This window comes from Deinococcus marmoris DSM 12784, assembly GCF_000701405.1.
In the GTDB taxonomy this organism is placed as follows: domain Bacteria; phylum Deinococcota; class Deinococci; order Deinococcales; family Deinococcaceae; genus Deinococcus; species Deinococcus marmoris.
Genome location: NZ_JNIV01000044.1, coordinates 1 through 14,887, shown reverse-complemented (window position 1 = coordinate 14,887; position 14,887 = coordinate 1). Strand labels below are relative to the sequence as shown.

17 protein-coding genes are annotated in these 14,887 nt (G+C 63.9%); 4 read left to right on the top strand and 13 right to left on the bottom strand.

Annotated elements, in window-relative coordinates; translation table 11 throughout:
• Positions 1-83 precede the first annotated feature (83 nt).
• Positions 84-983 (bottom strand): LysR family transcriptional regulator, encoded by a 900-nt coding sequence (locus Q319_RS0111895; protein ID WP_029482722.1) that lies wholly within the window; start codon positions 981-983, stop codon positions 84-86.
• A gap of 61 nt (positions 984-1,044) precedes the next feature.
• Entirely contained in the window at positions 1,045-2,496 is a 1,452-nt protein-coding gene (gene purF / locus Q319_RS0111890) for an amidophosphoribosyltransferase (RefSeq protein ID WP_051655337.1), read from the bottom strand.
• 100 nt (positions 2,497-2,596) lie between these two features.
• Between purF and Q319_RS0111885 the strand changes: the two genes are divergently transcribed.
• Positions 2,597-2,944, top strand: a complete 348-nt coding sequence (locus tag Q319_RS0111885) for an endonuclease domain-containing protein (RefSeq protein ID WP_051655336.1) — start codon at positions 2,597-2,599, stop codon at positions 2,942-2,944.
• A 74-nt stretch (positions 2,945-3,018) separates the two neighbouring features.
• Here Q319_RS0111885 and purL read toward each other — a convergent pair whose 3' ends face one another.
• The 8 genes from purL to Q319_RS0111840 form a co-directional block, all read right to left on the bottom strand.
• Positions 3,019-5,259 (bottom strand): phosphoribosylformylglycinamidine synthase subunit PurL, encoded by a 2,241-nt coding sequence (gene purL, locus Q319_RS0111880; protein WP_029482719.1) that lies wholly within the window; start codon positions 5,257-5,259, stop codon positions 3,019-3,021.
• Between the two features lie 24 nt (positions 5,260-5,283).
• Positions 5,284-5,925, bottom strand: coding sequence for a DinB family protein (locus Q319_RS0111875; RefSeq protein ID WP_029482718.1), 642 nt, complete (start codon positions 5,923-5,925; stop codon positions 5,284-5,286).
• A gap of 3 nt (positions 5,926-5,928) precedes the next feature.
• Positions 5,929-6,399, bottom strand: coding sequence for a DinB family protein (locus Q319_RS0111870; RefSeq protein WP_029482717.1), 471 nt, complete (start codon positions 6,397-6,399; stop codon positions 5,929-5,931).
• Positions 6,396-7,064, bottom strand: a complete 669-nt coding sequence (gene purQ, locus Q319_RS0111865; RefSeq protein ID WP_029482716.1) for a phosphoribosylformylglycinamidine synthase subunit PurQ — start codon at positions 7,062-7,064, stop codon at positions 6,396-6,398. Before purQ ends, Q319_RS0111870 begins: the two co-directional genes overlap by 4 nt.
• A gap of 10 nt (positions 7,065-7,074) precedes the next feature.
• Positions 7,075-7,446: a cupin domain-containing protein gene (locus Q319_RS0111860; RefSeq protein WP_029482715.1), complete on the bottom strand. Its 372-nt coding sequence runs from the start codon at positions 7,444-7,446 to the stop codon at positions 7,075-7,077.
• Positions 7,443-7,709 (bottom strand): phosphoribosylformylglycinamidine synthase subunit PurS, encoded by a 267-nt coding sequence (gene purS, locus Q319_RS0111855; RefSeq protein WP_029482714.1) that lies wholly within the window; start codon positions 7,707-7,709, stop codon positions 7,443-7,445. The genes Q319_RS0111860 and purS overlap by 4 nt, the downstream gene beginning before the upstream one ends.
• Positions 7,710-7,783: 74 nt before the next feature.
• Positions 7,784-8,503, bottom strand: a complete 720-nt coding sequence (purC, locus tag Q319_RS0111850; protein ID WP_029482713.1) for a phosphoribosylaminoimidazolesuccinocarboxamide synthase — start codon at positions 8,501-8,503, stop codon at positions 7,784-7,786.
• Positions 8,504-8,776: 273 nt separating this feature from the next.
• The gene (locus tag Q319_RS0111840) at positions 8,777-10,198 is read right to left on the bottom strand and encodes a DR2241 family protein (protein WP_342667889.1); all 1,422 of its coding nucleotides are present in this window, start codon (positions 10,196-10,198) and stop codon (positions 8,777-8,779) included.
• 154 nt (positions 10,199-10,352) lie between these two features.
• Between Q319_RS0111840 and Q319_RS0111835 the strand changes: the two genes are divergently transcribed.
• Positions 10,353-10,784 carry a hypothetical protein gene (locus Q319_RS0111835; RefSeq protein WP_029482711.1) on the top strand — a complete coding sequence of 144 codons (432 nt, stop codon included), beginning with the start codon at positions 10,353-10,355 and terminating at the stop codon, positions 10,782-10,784.
• Between the two features lie 47 nt (positions 10,785-10,831).
• Here the strand turns inward: Q319_RS0111835 and Q319_RS0111830 are convergent, their stop codons facing one another.
• The 3 genes from Q319_RS0111830 to Q319_RS0111820 form a co-directional block, all read right to left on the bottom strand.
• A complete protein-coding gene (locus tag Q319_RS0111830; protein ID WP_029482710.1) occupies positions 10,832-11,380 on the bottom strand; it encodes an HIT family protein in 549 nt (182 codons plus the stop codon).
• Positions 11,367-14,039 carry an IMP dehydrogenase gene (locus tag Q319_RS28670; RefSeq protein WP_245619157.1) on the bottom strand — a complete coding sequence of 891 codons (2,673 nt, stop codon included), beginning with the start codon at positions 14,037-14,039 and terminating at the stop codon, positions 11,367-11,369. Before Q319_RS28670 ends, Q319_RS0111830 begins: the two co-directional genes overlap by 14 nt.
• Before the next feature lie 149 nt (positions 14,040-14,188).
• A complete protein-coding gene (locus Q319_RS0111820) occupies positions 14,189-14,401 on the bottom strand; it encodes a hypothetical protein (protein WP_029482708.1) in 213 nt (70 codons plus the stop codon).
• A 115-nt stretch (positions 14,402-14,516) separates the two neighbouring features.
• Here Q319_RS0111820 and Q319_RS27895 point away from each other — a divergent pair, with 115 nt between their 5' ends.
• Together Q319_RS27895 and Q319_RS27105 are read left to right on the top strand one after the other, a co-directional pair.
• Positions 14,517-14,723, top strand: a complete 207-nt coding sequence (locus Q319_RS27895) for a hypothetical protein (protein WP_081846012.1) — start codon at positions 14,517-14,519, stop codon at positions 14,721-14,723.
• Positions 14,677-14,887: transposase (locus Q319_RS27105; RefSeq protein ID WP_029482707.1), on the top strand; the 211-nt coding region annotated here is incomplete at its 3' end. The genes Q319_RS27895 and Q319_RS27105, both read left to right, overlap by 47 nt.

Below are 14,887 nucleotides of genomic sequence, written 5' to 3'. Positions count from 1 at the left end.
CGTTTCCCGTAGTTTACGCCCCTGACGTAAGAGGATGGTAGGCCAGATGGCGGATTTGGGCCGGATTGTTGTGCGCGGCGCGACTAGCTCTGACCTGAGCCAGCCCCCAGCATTTCCTCTGCCACACTTAGAAAGGCGCGCACCACAGGGTTCTTGCCCTCGTCGCGCCGCCACACGGCCACGATGTCCACCAGCGGGGCGTCCTCGACGGGGCGGTACACCACCCCCGGCAACTGCAAGCGGCTGAAGAACTCGATGGGCAGGAACACGCCCACACCCGCCGCCACCAGCGACAGCAGCGTGGGAATCTCGATGGCCTCCTGCACGACGTTGGGGGTGAAGCCGGCCCCGGCGCACCAGCGCATCACCTGATCGAAATACGTGGCGCGCAACTGGCGCGGAAAGAACACGAAGGGTTCAGGGGCCAGATCGGAGATCTTGAGCTTGCGCTTGCGGGCCAGCGGGTGTCCGGCAGGCAGGGCCGCCACCAGCGGTTGCCGCCACAGCGCCCGCGAGTCCAGGGTGGCGGCGCGCACCGGCAGCAGCATCAGGCCCACGTCGATCTGGCCGCCGCGCAGCCCGGCTTCCTGCTCCTGTGCGGTCAGCTCGCGCAGATCGACGCTCACGTTAGGGTACAGCTCGCGGAAGCGGCGCACGATTTCCGGCAGGCCGCCGAAGGCCAGCCCGCTGACAAAACCCACGGTCAATCGGCCCACCTCGCCCCGTGCGGCGCGGCGGGCGCGTTCCACGGTCTGCCCGGCTAGCGCCAGCGTTTCGCGTGCGCCCACCAAGAATTCCTGGCCCGCCGGGGTCAGTTGCACGCGGCGGGTGGTCCGCAGCACCAGCGGCACGCCCACCTCCTCTTCCAGGTTGCGGACACTGTTGCTGAGGGCCTGCTGCACCACGAAGACACGCTCGGCGGCCCGCCCGAAGTGTTCTTCCTCGGCCAGCGCGACGAAATGGCGCAGGTGACGCAGTTCCATGTCTGCCCAGCTTGCCACACCGGGCGGGCGGAATGTCAAACGTCCTGTCTCTGGTCTGCCCTCAGACTTCCAGCGCCAGCTTGTCCACGTCGTTCAGCAGCGGCGTTCCCGCCGGGTAGTCGCCGTTGAAGCACGCCAGGCACAGCCCCGGACCGCCCACTGCCTCGCGCAACCCACGCTCGCTGATAAAGGCCAGGGTATCCGCGCCAATGAGCTGGCGGATTTCCTCCTGCGTGTGCGTGCTGGCCACCAGTTCCTTGCGGGCGGCGGTGTCGATGCCGTAGAAGCACGGGTGTGTGATGGGCGGGCTGCACACCCGGAAATGCACCTCGGTGGCCCCCGCGTCGCGCAGCAGATTGACGATCTGGCGCGAGGTGGTGCCGCGCACGATGGAGTCGTCCACCAGAATCACGCGCTTGCCCGCCACCGCGCTGGTGGGCGAGAGTTTCATCTTGACCTTCAGCTCGCGCGCCTCCTGCGTGGGGGCGATGAAGGTGCGGCCCGCATAGGGATTCTTGTACAGGCCGTAATCAAAGGGAATCCCGCTTTCCCGCGCGTAGCCGATGGCCGCGCCGATGCCACTGTCGGGAACCGGCACCACGATATCGGCGTCCACCGGAAACTCGCGGGCCAGTTGCTCGCCCATGCGGATGCGGCTGGCGTGGGTGTCGATGCCGTCCAGTTGGCTGTCGCTGCGGGCAAAGTAGATCCATTCAAAGGCGCAGGGCGTGGGGGCGCGGGGTTCCACCATCAGGCTGTGCAGGCCGTTTCGGTCCACCCAGACCAGTTCGCCGGGTTGCACGTCGCGCAGCAGCTTTGCGCCCACCGCGTACAGGGCGCAGGGTTCGCTGGCCATCGCATACGCGCCGTCGTCGCGCTGCCCGATCACCAGGGGCCGGACGCCGTGTGGGTCACGGAAGCCGATCAGGGCGTGGCGGTTCATCAGCACGCAGGCGTAGCCGCCCTTGAGGCGTCTCATGGCGGCGGCGGTGGCCTCCACCAGGTCCATGTGGCTCTCGCGGGCGATCAGATTCAGCATCACCTCGCTGTCGTTGGTGGTCTGAAACAGCGCGCCCTCCAGCAGCATCTCCTGACGAACTTCCAGCGCGTTCACGAAGTTGCCGTTGTGCGCCATGCCCAGAATGCCCTTGTTGGTGCGGGTGGTCAGCGGCTGGGCGTTGAAGCGCAGGTTGCTGCCGGTGGTGCTGTAGCGCACATGCCCGATGCTGACGCGGGCGTTGGCCAGCCGCACGCTGTCCAGGCGGCGCTCGTCAAAGACCTGCGTCACCAGCCCCAAATCCTTTTCCACATGGAACTTTTCGCCGTCGGACACGCACATGCCCGCCGCCTCTTGCCCCCGGTGTTGCAGGGCGAACATGCCCAGGTAGGTCAGCCACGCCAGATCGTTGGGGACGGGCGAGTACAGGCCGAAGACTCCGCATTCCTCGCGCGGCTTGTCGTTGCCGAAGTCGTTCTCGGAGAGGGTTTGCAGAGGGGCGGGGTTAGTGGGCATGGGTGGCTCCGGCAGAAGGATTGGGCGGGGGCGATTGGTGGGTGGCCCCCCCTCCCAGCCTCCCCCACGAGGGGAGAGGGGCTAAAAGATAGATTGGGGCATGTCGTATCGTCCGCCACCCACGCATGTGAGTACAGAGCTGGCTCGTAGCCTGCGGCGCAACATGACGCCGGAAGAACGGCTGCGCTGGAGGCAACTGCGGAGCGCACAGCTCGGCGTTAGCTTTCGGCGTCAGGAAGTGATTGGACGCTACGTGGTGGATTTTGTCTGCTATCCAGCCCGCCTGATTGTGGAGCTTGATGGCAGCCAACATTTGAACAGTGAAACAGACCGAGTGAGGGACACGGCCTTGCAAGCGGACGGTTTCCATATCTTGCGCTTCTGGAATAACGAGGTTAAAAGCAATCTGAACGGCGTTCTGGAAAGGATTCAGGCTAAATTGAAATAGCGCACCTGTCTCCCTCCCTCCTTGTGGGGGAGGGTTGGGGAGGGGGGGCCACGGAGTGACCGTCCCCGCCCCACTCATCCCAGAATCCCAACGAGCGGAGATTCATAAGCCAGGGTCAGCGCCGCGAGGTTCACGCTCAAGTGTAGGCCGCGCGCCGGGGCCGCCACTGTGAGCGCGTCGCCCCCGCTTTCGCCTAGGCGCACGAAGGGCACGCCCAGTTCACGCAGTTTGTTTTCTGTGGCATCAGCATCCTGCACCGCCACCACGACGCGGCTGTGCGCCTCGCCGAACAGCAGAGCGTCGGTGCGAACCTCGGCGGGCACGTCCAGCGTCACGCTGAGGCCGATGCTCCCGGCCATTGCCATCTCAGCCAGGGCCACGGCCAGCCCACCCTCGGCGCAGTCGTGGGCGGTGTCGGTCAGTCCCGCGCGAATCAGGGCCAGCGTCCCATCAATGACCTTTTGCTCCAGCACCAGGTCCAGCGGCGGCACACGTCCGGCTTCCAAACCATGCAGGCTTTCCAGGTACTGCGAGGCTCCAATGCTGTCGGCGTGTTCGCCCAGCAGGTACAGGGTCTGGCCTGCGGCTTTCAGTCCCAGCGTGGCCCGCCTGGAAATGTCGGGCAGCACGCCCACCATGCCAATCGTCGGGGTGGGGTGGATCGCCACGCGCTCGTCGCCCTGGGTGTACTGGTTGTACAGGCTGACGTTGCCGCCCGTGACCGGCGTGTTCAGCGCGCGGCAGGCGTCCGCGATGCCCTGTACCGACTGCTGGAGCTGGTAATACACCTCGGGGCGGTGCGGGTTGCCAAAGTTGAGGTTGTCAGTAATCGCCAGCGGCGTTGCGCCCACGCAGGCCAGATTGCGCGCGGCCTCAGCAACGGCGGCGGCGGCCCCGGTGTAGGGGTCAAGTTGCACGAAGCGCGGGTTGCAATCCGAAGTCGCCGCCACGCCCATGCCGCTGCCCTTGACGCGCATCACGGCAGCGTCAGCGGCTCCCGGCACGACAACGGTATTGGTCATCACCTGATGGTCAAAGCGCTGGAAGATCGGGCGCTTGCTGGCAATGGTGGGGTGAGACAGCAGCTCCAGCAGCACCGCGCCGCAGTCGCCCGGCTGGGGCACGCCGCTCAGATCGCGCTCACGGGCCGCCTTAATATCTGGGGATTCCACGCCCTCGCGGGTGTATTTGGGCGCCTCGTTGAGCAGGGCGACGGGCAGGTCACACACCACTTCACCCTTCCAGGTCAGGCGGTAGTTGTTGTGCGATTCCACCTGACCGATGTTGACCACATCCAGTTCCCACTTGTCCAGCAGGTCATACAGCTCCTGCTCGCGCCCCGGCACCGGCACCAGGATCATGCGCTCCTGGGATTCGGACAGGCACAGTTCCATCGGCACCATGCCCGATTCGCGGGTGGGCACTTTATCCAGGTCCATCGTGATGCCCAGGCCCGCGCGGTACGCCATCTCGCAGGTGCTGGACACCAGACCCGCTGCGCCCATGTCCTGCACCCCGGCCACCACGCCGGACTCGATGGCCTCCAGCGTGGCCTCCAGCAGCAGTTTTTCCATGAAAGGATCGCCCACCTGTACGGCGGGGCGGTCCGCCTGACTGGCCTCGGACAGGTCAGCCGAGGCGAACACCGCGCCGCCCAGCCCGTCGCGCCCGGTCTTGGAACCGACGTAGATGATCTGGTTGCCCACCTCGCCCATCGTGCCTGTGGCTAAATCCTCGTGGCGCAGCAGGCCCAGGGCCATCACGTTGACCAGTGGGTTTTCCTGGTAGCTGGGGTGAAAGGTGACCTCGCCGCCCACGGTGGGCACGCCAATCGCGTTGCCGTAGTGGGCGATGCCCTCCACGACGCCGTTCACCAGAAAGCGGGTGCGGGGGCTGTCGGGGTTGCCGAAGCGCAGGCTGTCCAGCACGGCAAAGGGCCGCGCGCCCATCGCAAAGATGTCGCGCAGGATACCGCCCACGCCCGTCGCCGCGCCCTGCACGGGTTCCACCGCCGACGGGTGGTTGTGCGACTCCATCTTGAAGGCCACACCCCAGCCCTCGCCAATGTCCACCACGCCCGCGTTCTCGCCGGGGCCTTGCAGCACCTGCGGCCCGGTGGTGGGGAAGGCGGAAAACAGCGGGCGCGAGTTCTTGTAGCCGCAGTGTTCAGACCACATCGCGCCCACGATGGCGGCTTCCAGCGCATTCGGCTCGCGGTTGATGCTGGAGACGAGCAGATCGTATTCGCCCTCGGAGAGGCCGAAGGTGGCGGCTTGCGGGCGGAGGGATTGGGGTTTGGGGGTGGGTTGGGTCATGGGGTGTCCTTAAATGGAGGGCGGTTAGTCGTCATCGGTGTGTCCCCGGCCTTCGCGGATGATTTGTTCGACGGAAGGCCCGCCTTCAATGATCAGTGGCCTGTAACCTTCTGCCTCTCTTTTGCGCCAGGCATCGCCAAACTTCGGCCTATTGGGATCGTTCAATCTGAGCGTTAGGCTGTTGACCTCATAGATGACCTGTCTCGCCCGTCCACGGTGGTAGGCCATGTGTGTGGCGTGATAGAGCAGGCTTTCCAGCACCGGGCGCGGCTTCTTAATGGCCTCAAAGGTCGCTTGCGGAGAAAAGCGTTCAGCGGGCGCATTAAGGATGTCTTCCAGAGCCTGTTCAAAAACGGCCTGCACCACTGCCAGAATGGCTTCCTTGCCGTCCTGCTCCTGCGCCAGCGTCGGCCCGGTGACGGCCCTGGCCCAGTCCTCCTGCTCAAAACCCAGGTAGCCGTAGGTCAGCGCCGGATTGACGCCAAGCAGGCCGGGTTGAATGATGCACCGCGTCCAGTCCATGACGTGCAGTGCGTGCCACGCCGCCGAATGCCCCCAGGAGGGACGCTGGCCGAACATCTTTTCTGGACATTCACGCAGCACCTCTTGAAACGCCTGAAATTCAGCTTGCAGCGAATACAGGATCAGGGCGCGGGCATCATCCACAGCTCAAGCCTTCTGCCCCAGCACAACCTGGCCCCGGTGATAGGCCACATGCCGCAGATGCAGCCCCACGGCGGCCAGGCGCGGGCGTTCGCCGTTCGGGGCACTGGGCGAGAAGGTCATGCCTTCCATATCGGCATCGCTGGCGTTTTGCAGGTAAGCCACCGCCTGCGCGCTCACCGTGTCCAGCCGCGCCAGGATGTCCGCTTTGGTGGCGTCCTCGTTCAGAGGAGCAGGCTCAGTTCCCAGTCCGGCCACCCAGGCTGCATCTTCCCAGCCCAGGTAATGGTAATTGGGCGTTTTGTCGCCCAGCATCGTCAGCCGCAGCCAGTCGGCAATGTGAAGCGCGTGCCATGCTGGGCTGTGGCCCAGGCGTGCGGTGGCAAACGCTTCCGCTGGAATGCCGTCCAGAACAGTGCGGAAAGCAGAAAGCTCAATGCGGTAGTTGTCGGCCAGAAACTCCTGAAGACCCATCATTTGACCAGCGCTCCTTGCAGACTCTGAAAGACTCCTCGCCCGTCCTCGCCGCCCAGCAGCGCCTCTACGGCCCGCTCCGGGTGGGGCATCATGCCCAGCACGTTGCCGCGTTCGTTCACGATTCCAGCAATGTCGTTGAGGCTGCCGTTGGGGTTGTCCAGATAACGGAAGACCACGCGGCCCTCGCCCTCCAGCCGCGCTACGGTTTCGGCGTCGGCGTAGTAGTTGCCCTCGCCGTGCGCGATGGGGATTTCAATGGTCTGGCCCTGGCTGTAGGCGGAGGTAAACGCCGTCGCGGTGTTCTCCACGCGCAGATGCACCGGCTTACATGTGAAGTGCAGGTCCCGGTTGCGGCCCAGTGCGCCGGGGAGCAGGCCCGCTTCAGTCAGCACCTGAAAACCGTTGCATACGCCCAGCACGAAGCCGCCGCGCTCGGCATGCGCCTTGATGGCTCCCATGATCGGACTACGGGCGGCAATCGCGCCGCTGCGGAGGTGATCGCCGTAGCTGAAGCCGCCGGGGACGAACACCAATTCGGTGCCACTGGGCAGCCCTGCCTCGGTGTGCCACACGAACTGCGCGTTCGGGTCCAGGGTCAGGCGGGCGGCGTGCAGGGCGTCGCCGTCGCAGTTGGAGCCGGGGAATTGGATAACGGCAGTCTTCACAACAGATACCTCATAGTCGTGCCAGCTCCGCCACAGTGCGCTCACTCGTGACATTGCCCGTATTCAATGTGCTGGCTGGCTCAAACATCATGATCCAGGTTTCATCCGTTTCGGCAATGGGCAGATGCTCCACGCCACGCGGCACGACGATCAATTCGCCCTCGTTGACTACAGCCTCTCCATTGCGGAACTTCAGGCGCAGCTTGCCCCGAACCACCATGAACAGCTCGTCCTCCTGCTCGTGCGCGTGCCACTCGAACTCGCCAGCAATGCGGGCGATTTTGACCTGCTGGCCGTTCAACTCCCCCACCACTTTCGGAGACCATTGATCGGTAAACAGGCCGAACTTTTCCTGCAAGTTCACCGTCTGTGGGACGCTCACGCTGGCTCCAGCGCCACTTCTTCCAGTTCCCAGCGGGCATCTTCCATTACGGGGTTGCTCAGGACGTTCCCGGCAATGTCGCGCAACTGGGTTTCTACTTCGGCACGTTCGCCGCTCAGACGCAATTCTATGAATTTGCCCACGCGCACGCCGCTGACGTTGGCGTGTTCCAGATGCGACAGAGCGCGTTCCACGGTGCGCCCCTGCGGGTCAAGAATGCTGGGCTTGAGAGTCACGTAAACGCGGGCATGGTAGTGGGGCATGTGGCTCCTTCGGAGGGGTTAGAGGTTGATGGTGAAAAGGTGATGGAGCGGCTTCTTCTATTAACCATCAACTTTCAACCATCAACAGACGCAGTCACGCGCCGCAGCATCTCTGCATACGCGTCCTCAACCCCACCCAGATCGCGCCTGAAGCGGTCCTTGTCCATCTTCTCGCCCGTCTTGGCGTCCCAGAAGCGGCAGGTGTCGGGGCTGATTTCGTCGGCCAGGATCACCGTGCCGTCGGGCAATGTGCCAAATTCAAGCTTGAAATCTACCAATCTCACGCCGCGTTCCAGAAAAAACGGAGTCAGGAAGTCATTCACCTTTAAGGCCAGCTCACGCACGCGCGTCAGCTCGGTTTCGGTGGCCCAGTCCAGGGCTATGGCTGTATCTGTATTGATCAGCGGATCGCCCAGCGCGTCGGATTTGTAGCAGTACTCCACGACGGGACGGGTCAGGTCCGTGCCTTCCTCCAATCCCAGCTTCTTGGCAAAACTTCCCGCCGCCACATTCCGCACGATCACTTCTACCGGGATGATGGTCACGGCCTTCACGCGCTGCTCGGTGTCTGACAGCTTTTCAATGAAGTGGGTGGGGATGCCTGCCGCCTCCAATCTGGGGTACAGGTGGGCGGTGATGGCGTTGTTGGTGGCCCCCTTTCCGGCCCACTCGCCGCGTTTCTGGGCGTTGAAGGCGGTGGCCTCGTCCTTGTACTCCACGATGTACTCGGCGGCGTTGGGCGTGGCATAGACGCGCTTGGCCTTGCCCTCGTACCTGAGTTCGCCCCTGGTCACTGGAAGGCTCCCGAGAAAAAACGTAGAAAGAGCGCCCCCCGCATCAATTCGGGGCGACGCTTTGCAGTCGCTGTTATCAACATGCTGTACTCCATCTCCGCCTCTCAGGACGGACTTCAGCGGCTCTGTTGGGGGCCGGGGCGTCTCACGGGACGCGCTTAGAGGGTAGGTGTGCCGCCGAAAACTGGAGGCCAGCGCATAGCGTAACACCCCCGGCTGTGATGGGCGCGGGGATGTTCAGGCGAATCGGACGGAGGAAAGATGTCCCCTGGATCAGTGGCTGTGGCTGGCCCCGCCGCCGCGCTTGCCCGCGACTTCCTCACGGACCTCGGCCACCAGGAAGGTGCAGGCTTCGGCACAGGGAATCGCGCCCGGTACACCATCAAAGAAAGTCTGGGGCAGCTTCTCCCCGGCCCACAGGCGGGTCCGCAGGCAACCACCGCAGACGTCTGCCGCCACCTCTGCCAGTTGCTCGGGGGTGGCCTTCTGCACGCGGGCGTAGATGCCGGTCTGCCTGCGGGCGGTGGTGGCCCAGGGGGTGGGGCGCAGGGTGTGGCAGCTCTGGGCGTAGGTTTCTTCAATCACGGCGGGGTACAGGTACTGCACGGCGCGCACCAGATCGGCCTGCCCCATCACGGCCCGCCAGCCGCGCGGCATGTTCCGCAGCGTATGCACCGGGCGGTGGTGGCCGCCCTCGTCGCGGCGGGTGAAATCGCGCACGCCCTCGGGGGTGACCAGGGTCTGCAACTCGTGACCGGGCTTGCCCTCGTCCAGCGCGTGGCGCAGTTCAAACATGCCGCTCTCAGGTTGCACCAGCACCTCGCCAAAGCGCAGGCCCTGGCGGGCGCGGTCCATGAAGGCGCTCCAGGCCGCGTCGTGGACACGTTCGGTATCGCCGTCGCTGGTGCTGGACCCCGCCGCTTCCTCGGCCAGATGCAGGATCACATCGGCCACGGCGCTATGCGTCCCAACTGGCTTGGCGTAATACACCGTCTGCTCACCGTGGGGGTTGTCGGCAAACGTGGTGACCGCTCCCTCCAGCCCCATATCCTCGGGAATGGTTTCCAGCGTGTGCCAGCCTTCAGAGGCGAAGAACGGCACCACGACGACGCGCGGAGCCTTCACCACTTCCGGCCACGTGCCTACCTTGGGGTCTTCATCCAGAAACAGGGCGTGGACGGACGCGAATTGCCCCGACTGGCGCAGCACCTCGGCGTTCTGGTACACGATCTTGTTGCTGTTCTCGTTGCGGGTGGTGCCGTGGCCCAGCACGATCAGGGCAGTGTCTTCCGGGCTGGAATCAGGCAACGCTTCATGGGCGCGGGCCAGGATCACGTCGGACATGCTGGGATGCACGCCGTAGGGCAGGGTGTAACGCACGGTGCGTCCGCCCAGCACGCGCGCCACGCCTTCGGGCGGCACCGGTCCCTGATGGCCCAGGCCCATTTCACGCGGAATGACCGTCTCGGTAAAGTAGCCCTCCGAGATGAACATGGGAATGACCGTGACATCCGTGCTGGCGGTGGTTTTCAGCACCTGCCGCAAGGAGGGTTCTTCCTTCCAGTAGCCCTCCACCACCTCGTCATAGAGGCCGCGTGCGCGAATCATCTCGGCGTAGCGGTAGACCGCCGCCGCCGATTCGCCGTTGAGGTGGGAGCCGTGACCGATCAGAACCAGAGAGCGCATAGCACGCACTGTAACGCCGCGTTAGGCGCAGAAATGTCCCGCTTGTTGCTGGGTAGACCCTGCCGGAGATAAGTGAACCTGAATTCAGCCCTCACGCCGGGCAACTCCGAAACGCCTAGCGTAAGAGGCGATACAAACCCAGTTCAACCCAGGAGGTTCAACCATGTTTTTTAACCAGAAAGAGCGTCACGAGCAGATGGCCAAACTCGATCCCCGCGACACCAATGGCGACGGCGTGGTCAGCCCGCAGGAAGCCGCCGCCTACATTCAGGATTACATGTCCAATGCCTCCCCCGAGGAGCGCCAGCAGATTCTGAAGGACTACATCGGCGGCATGTCGCCTGACCAGCGCCAGCAGATGGGCGACGCCATCGTGCAAAGCCCGGCCAACCCCGTGCAGCGCGTTAACCATGAGGATCCCAACGATCTGGCCGACGCCTATGCGCGCACCGCCCAGGCTCCGGCCCAGGACGGCAAAAGCCCACTGGAAGCCGCGTTCGGTGCGGGCGGGATGCTGAGTAATCCAATGGTCAAGGCCGGTCTGGTGGGTCTGGCCGGGATGATCGGCAGCAAGCTCCTGCGTGGCCGAAACTAAGCTCTAGCTTGTTGAAGACCCCACCATTGCGTGGGGCTTTTTGCTGTTTATTCCAGCACCACACCAATCTTTACGCGCAGCCGCTCAATGATGGCGCTGCGCACCTCGGCAGGCACAGTGACTTTGCGCCATTCAAACGGCTCCCCAAACGTCGGATCGTCAAAGACCATGCCGCCGAAGTGGACGGGCTGGGCATAACGCGGCGTGATGTGCCAGTGGACGTGTGGGTTGGGCTGACCATCCTTGAACGGCGGGTCCGGCTCGGCCTCGCGGTAGGCCCAGTTGCGCTGGTAGGCCATGTTGATCAGTGCCGCGCCAAACGCGTGTTCCAGTGCAGGTTCCAGCGCCGTGATGACAGTCTGAAAATCCTGCCACTCCGCTGGGGTCAGGTCTGCCATGCGGGGAACGTGGCGGCGGGTCGCCAGCAGCACGTTGCCCAGACCGCACTGTGAGGGGTGTAGCACCACCTTCCAACCGTCCGTGAAAAAGACGGTGTCCGGGTCATGCTGTGGCGGCGTGCAGGAAATACACTCGGGGTTGAGTACGGCAGCGGGCGCAACAGCCAGCGCCCGAAAGATCGGCTTAGCGTCCCCCATAATTCGGCGCTTCCTTTGTAATGGTGACGCCGTGCGGGTGGCTCTCGATCAGGCTGGCCCCGGTGATCCGCACGAACTGGGCGTGATCGCGCAGGGCTTGCAGGTCCGGTGCTCCGCAGTAGCCCATGCTGCTTTTGAGGCCGCCCACAAACTGGTAAATGACCTCGCCCGCCGTGCCCCGGTAGGCGATGATGCCCTCAATGCCCTCGGGGACGAATTTGCGGCTGCCGCTTTGAAAGTAGCGGTCACTGCTGCCCTGGTCCATCGCACCCAGGCTGCCCATGCCCCGGTAGCTCTTGTAGCGCCGCCCGTCGCGCAGGATGGATTCGCCGGGGGCCTCGTCGGTCCCGGCCAGCATGCTGCCCATCATGACGGCGTTCGCGCCCGCCGCGATGGCCTTGGGCACGTCCCCGGTCTGCTTGATACCGCCATCGGCAATGACGGGAATCCCGGCTTCCATCGCGGCGGAGCTGGCCTCGAAGATGGCGGTGATCTGTGGCACGCCGACGCCCGTGACGATGCGGGTGGTGCAGATGCTGTTGTGAACGACGGCGTTGTCGGCAATGAAGCTGTGCGTGGGGCAGTCCACTTCAATATCGTAAACTGGCAGGCTGATGCCCAGTTCGCGCATGCCAAGTGGCTTGACCACGCCGTATTCAGGAAGCTGGCGGGTGGCGTGAGAGACATTCAGGCGGGCGCGGTAGGAGTCAAGCAGGTGGCCCTTGACCCCTTTCAACCCGCCAACTTCACCCTCCTCAGCGTGCATGTTGGGCAGGCTGCCATCAATCAGGTGACACAGCAGGCCAAAAAGCTCAATCAGTTCACGGGACGTATTCACGAAGCAGTGCCGCCCGTCGGCAGCGATGTAACCGTCGCTGTCAATCAGACCGTCTTTGAGGCCGCGCAGGTAATCCACGTTGCCTGCCCGGTAAGCGGCGGGCAAATGCTTGTGCTGCCGCTTGCCGAACTGTGCCAGCAGCCGCGCCCACGGCAGGGAGTACAGGTACAACCGGATGATGTTGCCGTCGTTTTTGCGAACGGGAGTCAGGCCCGTGACGTGCTGCACGGCGGCGATCAACTTCTCGGCAATCTCGCCCTCCTCGTGCGAGAAATACCAGTCCACCCGCCCGACTTCCGAACCCACCCGCTTCTCGCTGCCGTTGTGGTTGATGAAGGCGTGCCCGTCGCCCAGGAAAGTGCCAAAGAGGTAGCCCAGTTCATAGCTCTCGCTGATCTGGGTGGGACCGCGTGACTCCAGTTGACCGTGCCGCACTGCGAAATCGTGCAGATTGATCTGGAAGTGTTCGGGCCACTCAAAATGCAACTGGCGGGGCATCAGGAACACGTCGTCCGCAGCCTCCCCAACGGCTTTCCAGCGCAGTTTGCTGTCACCCAGGCGGGTGGGCTTGCTCAGAGACTGGGCATAGCCCGTGGAAGAAACAGTACTGGCGCTGACGGTACTCAGGTCACCCACCCAGAACTGATGATCGGGCGTGACCAGCGTTTCGCGCGGCGAGTGAACGTGCTTCACCGCCATGACCTCGCGCACACCCGTACACCAGGAATTGGTGACGGTCACGGGCTGCCCGTGCATGTTCAGCACACGGTCTCCTACCTTGATGGCCTCAATATTCTGATAAGAACCGCCTGCCATCAGCACGCGCGTTCCCGCCGCGAAGCACCCTGGCCCGATGCCCACCTTCACGGCGTCCGCCCCCGCTAAAATCAGGTCTCTGGTCCCGGAGCGCGTGGCGACATTGCCCGCGATCACGTCCACATCAAACTGCTCTTTCACCCGCGACAGTGCGTTCAGGATGCCCTGGCTATGACCGTGGGCGCTGTCCAGCACCAGCACGTCCACCCCGGCGGCCACCAGCGCCGCGCTCCGGTCCATCAGGTCCGCGCTGACACCGATGGCCGCCGCGACGCGCAAACGGCCCAGATCGTCCTTGGCGGCGCGGGGATACTTGACGCGCTTGGTCAGGTCCTTGATGGTGATCAGGCCGCGCAGCATGTTGTCGCCGTCCACCACCAGCAGCTTTTCGATGCGGTGGCGTTTGAAGATCTCCTGCGCCTGCTCCAGCGTGGTGCCCACCGGGACGGTAATCAGGCCCTCGCGGGTCATCACGTCCTGAATGGGGGTGGACAGGTCATCAATAAAACGCATGTCGCGGTTCGTGATGATGCCCAGCAACCGCCCCGCCGGATCGGTGATCGGCACGCCACTGATGCGGTACTCGCCCATCATGCGGTCTGCCTCGCCCACGGTGGCGGCAGGCGGCAGGGTGATGGGGTCCACGATCATGCCGCTCTCACTGCGCTTGACCTTGCGGACCATCTCGGCCTGGGCGTCAATGTCCATATTCTTGTGGATCACGCCGATGCCGCCCTCGCGGGCCATCGCCACCGCCATGCCCATTTCGGTCACGGTGTCCATCGCCGCGCTGACGAAGGGGATGTTCAGGCGCACGCGGCGGGTCAATTGCGCCGAGACGTCTACCTCGTGTGGCAGCACCGTGGAATGGCGCGGCTGGAGCAGCACGTCGTCGAAGGTGATGCCCTCCTGGCTGAACTTGTAGGCGAAACGGTCTTGCTGTTCGTCCTGATGATCGGCGGCGGCAAAAGCCGGGGTATCCGGGGCAGAAGTGGGCGCACTCATGCTTTAGAAGTGTAAGCACTTTGGATATGGCGTGCAGTGTTGGGGTCTACATGACCGGGGAGAAGAGGCAGCGATTTGCGAGTGGATCTCCGTGCCAGCCGGTCAGCCCTCTGCCTGCTGGGGCGGGGACGAACCATTCGGAATCCTGCTTACCCCTGCGAGTTCTCGCCTGTTTCCCCCGCGTCTGGGTTGCGGCGTTCCTCCGGCTGCTCAGCCTCGCTGGCCGTGCCGAGCAGCACGCTGGCAAAGCTGCGTTTCTCTGTCGCGTCGGCGCTGGCCGGGGTGTCTTCCTCATGGTCATCGTGGATGCCGACGAGTGGAGAGGTGTCTTTTAAACCTGTGCCTTTCTGATTATCGTCCATGCTCCAGCCTCGGTCATCTGGTTGCCGCCGGGATATGGAAAGGGTCAAGCGGTCTTGAGAACAGGGTGTGGTGGCAAGCAGTGTGGGTTCCCAGCGCCTCTGCCATCATGTCCCCATGAGTGATCTGGACGGACGCATGGGCGGCCTCACGGCGGGCTACGACATCAAGGCCAAGTGGGACGGCGAACGCCTGCGCGGACGCGTCGGCGGGCGTTTTAACGGCAAAGACTTAGAGCGCGTTTATAAAGGATCAGACCCGGTGGCAAGCTTGAGGTGTGAAACGCAAGCCTTACTCGTCGGACCTGACCCAAGCCCAGTTTAAGCGGCTCGAACCACTCCTCCCCTCTGCCAAGCCAGGAGGGCGGCCACGCACGGTCGATCTCTACGAGGTGCTGTGCGCGATCATGTACGTCTTGCAGGGCGGCATTGCCTGGAGAAACCTGCCGCATGACTTTCCAGCGTGGCAGACGGTGTATTCGTACTTTC

Bases quoted from the DNA above. Each gene is read 5' to 3' on its own strand.
- Q319_RS0111885 (WP_051655336.1), top strand. From the start codon at position 2,597: ATGTCGTATCGTCCGCCACCCACGCATGTGAGTACAGAGCTGGCTCGT.
- Q319_RS28670 (WP_245619157.1), bottom strand. From the start codon at position 14,039: ATGAGTGCGCCCACTTCTGCCCCGGATACCCCGGCTTTTGCCGCCGCC.
- Q319_RS0111830 (WP_029482710.1), bottom strand. From the start codon at position 11,380: ATGGGGGACGCTAAGCCGATCTTTCGGGCGCTGGCTGTTGCGCCCGCT.
- purS (WP_029482714.1), bottom strand. From the start codon at position 7,709: ATGCCCCACTACCATGCCCGCGTTTACGTGACTCTCAAGCCCAGCATT.
- Q319_RS27895 (WP_081846012.1), top strand. From the start codon at position 14,517: ATGAGTGATCTGGACGGACGCATGGGCGGCCTCACGGCGGGCTACGAC.
- Q319_RS0111835 (WP_029482711.1), top strand. From the start codon at position 10,353: ATGTTTTTTAACCAGAAAGAGCGTCACGAGCAGATGGCCAAACTCGAT.
- Q319_RS0111870 (WP_029482717.1), bottom strand. From the start codon at position 6,399: ATGATGGGTCTTCAGGAGTTTCTGGCCGACAACTACCGCATTGAGCTT.
- Q319_RS0111895 (WP_029482722.1), bottom strand. From the start codon at position 983: ATGGAACTGCGTCACCTGCGCCATTTCGTCGCGCTGGCCGAGGAAGAA.
- purF (WP_051655337.1), bottom strand. From the start codon at position 2,496: ATGCCCACTAACCCCGCCCCTCTGCAAACCCTCTCCGAGAACGACTTC.
- Q319_RS0111820 (WP_029482708.1), bottom strand. From the start codon at position 14,401: ATGGACGATAATCAGAAAGGCACAGGTTTAAAAGACACCTCTCCACTC.
- purL (WP_029482719.1), bottom strand. From the start codon at position 5,259: ATGACCCAACCCACCCCCAAACCCCAATCCCTCCGCCCGCAAGCCGCC.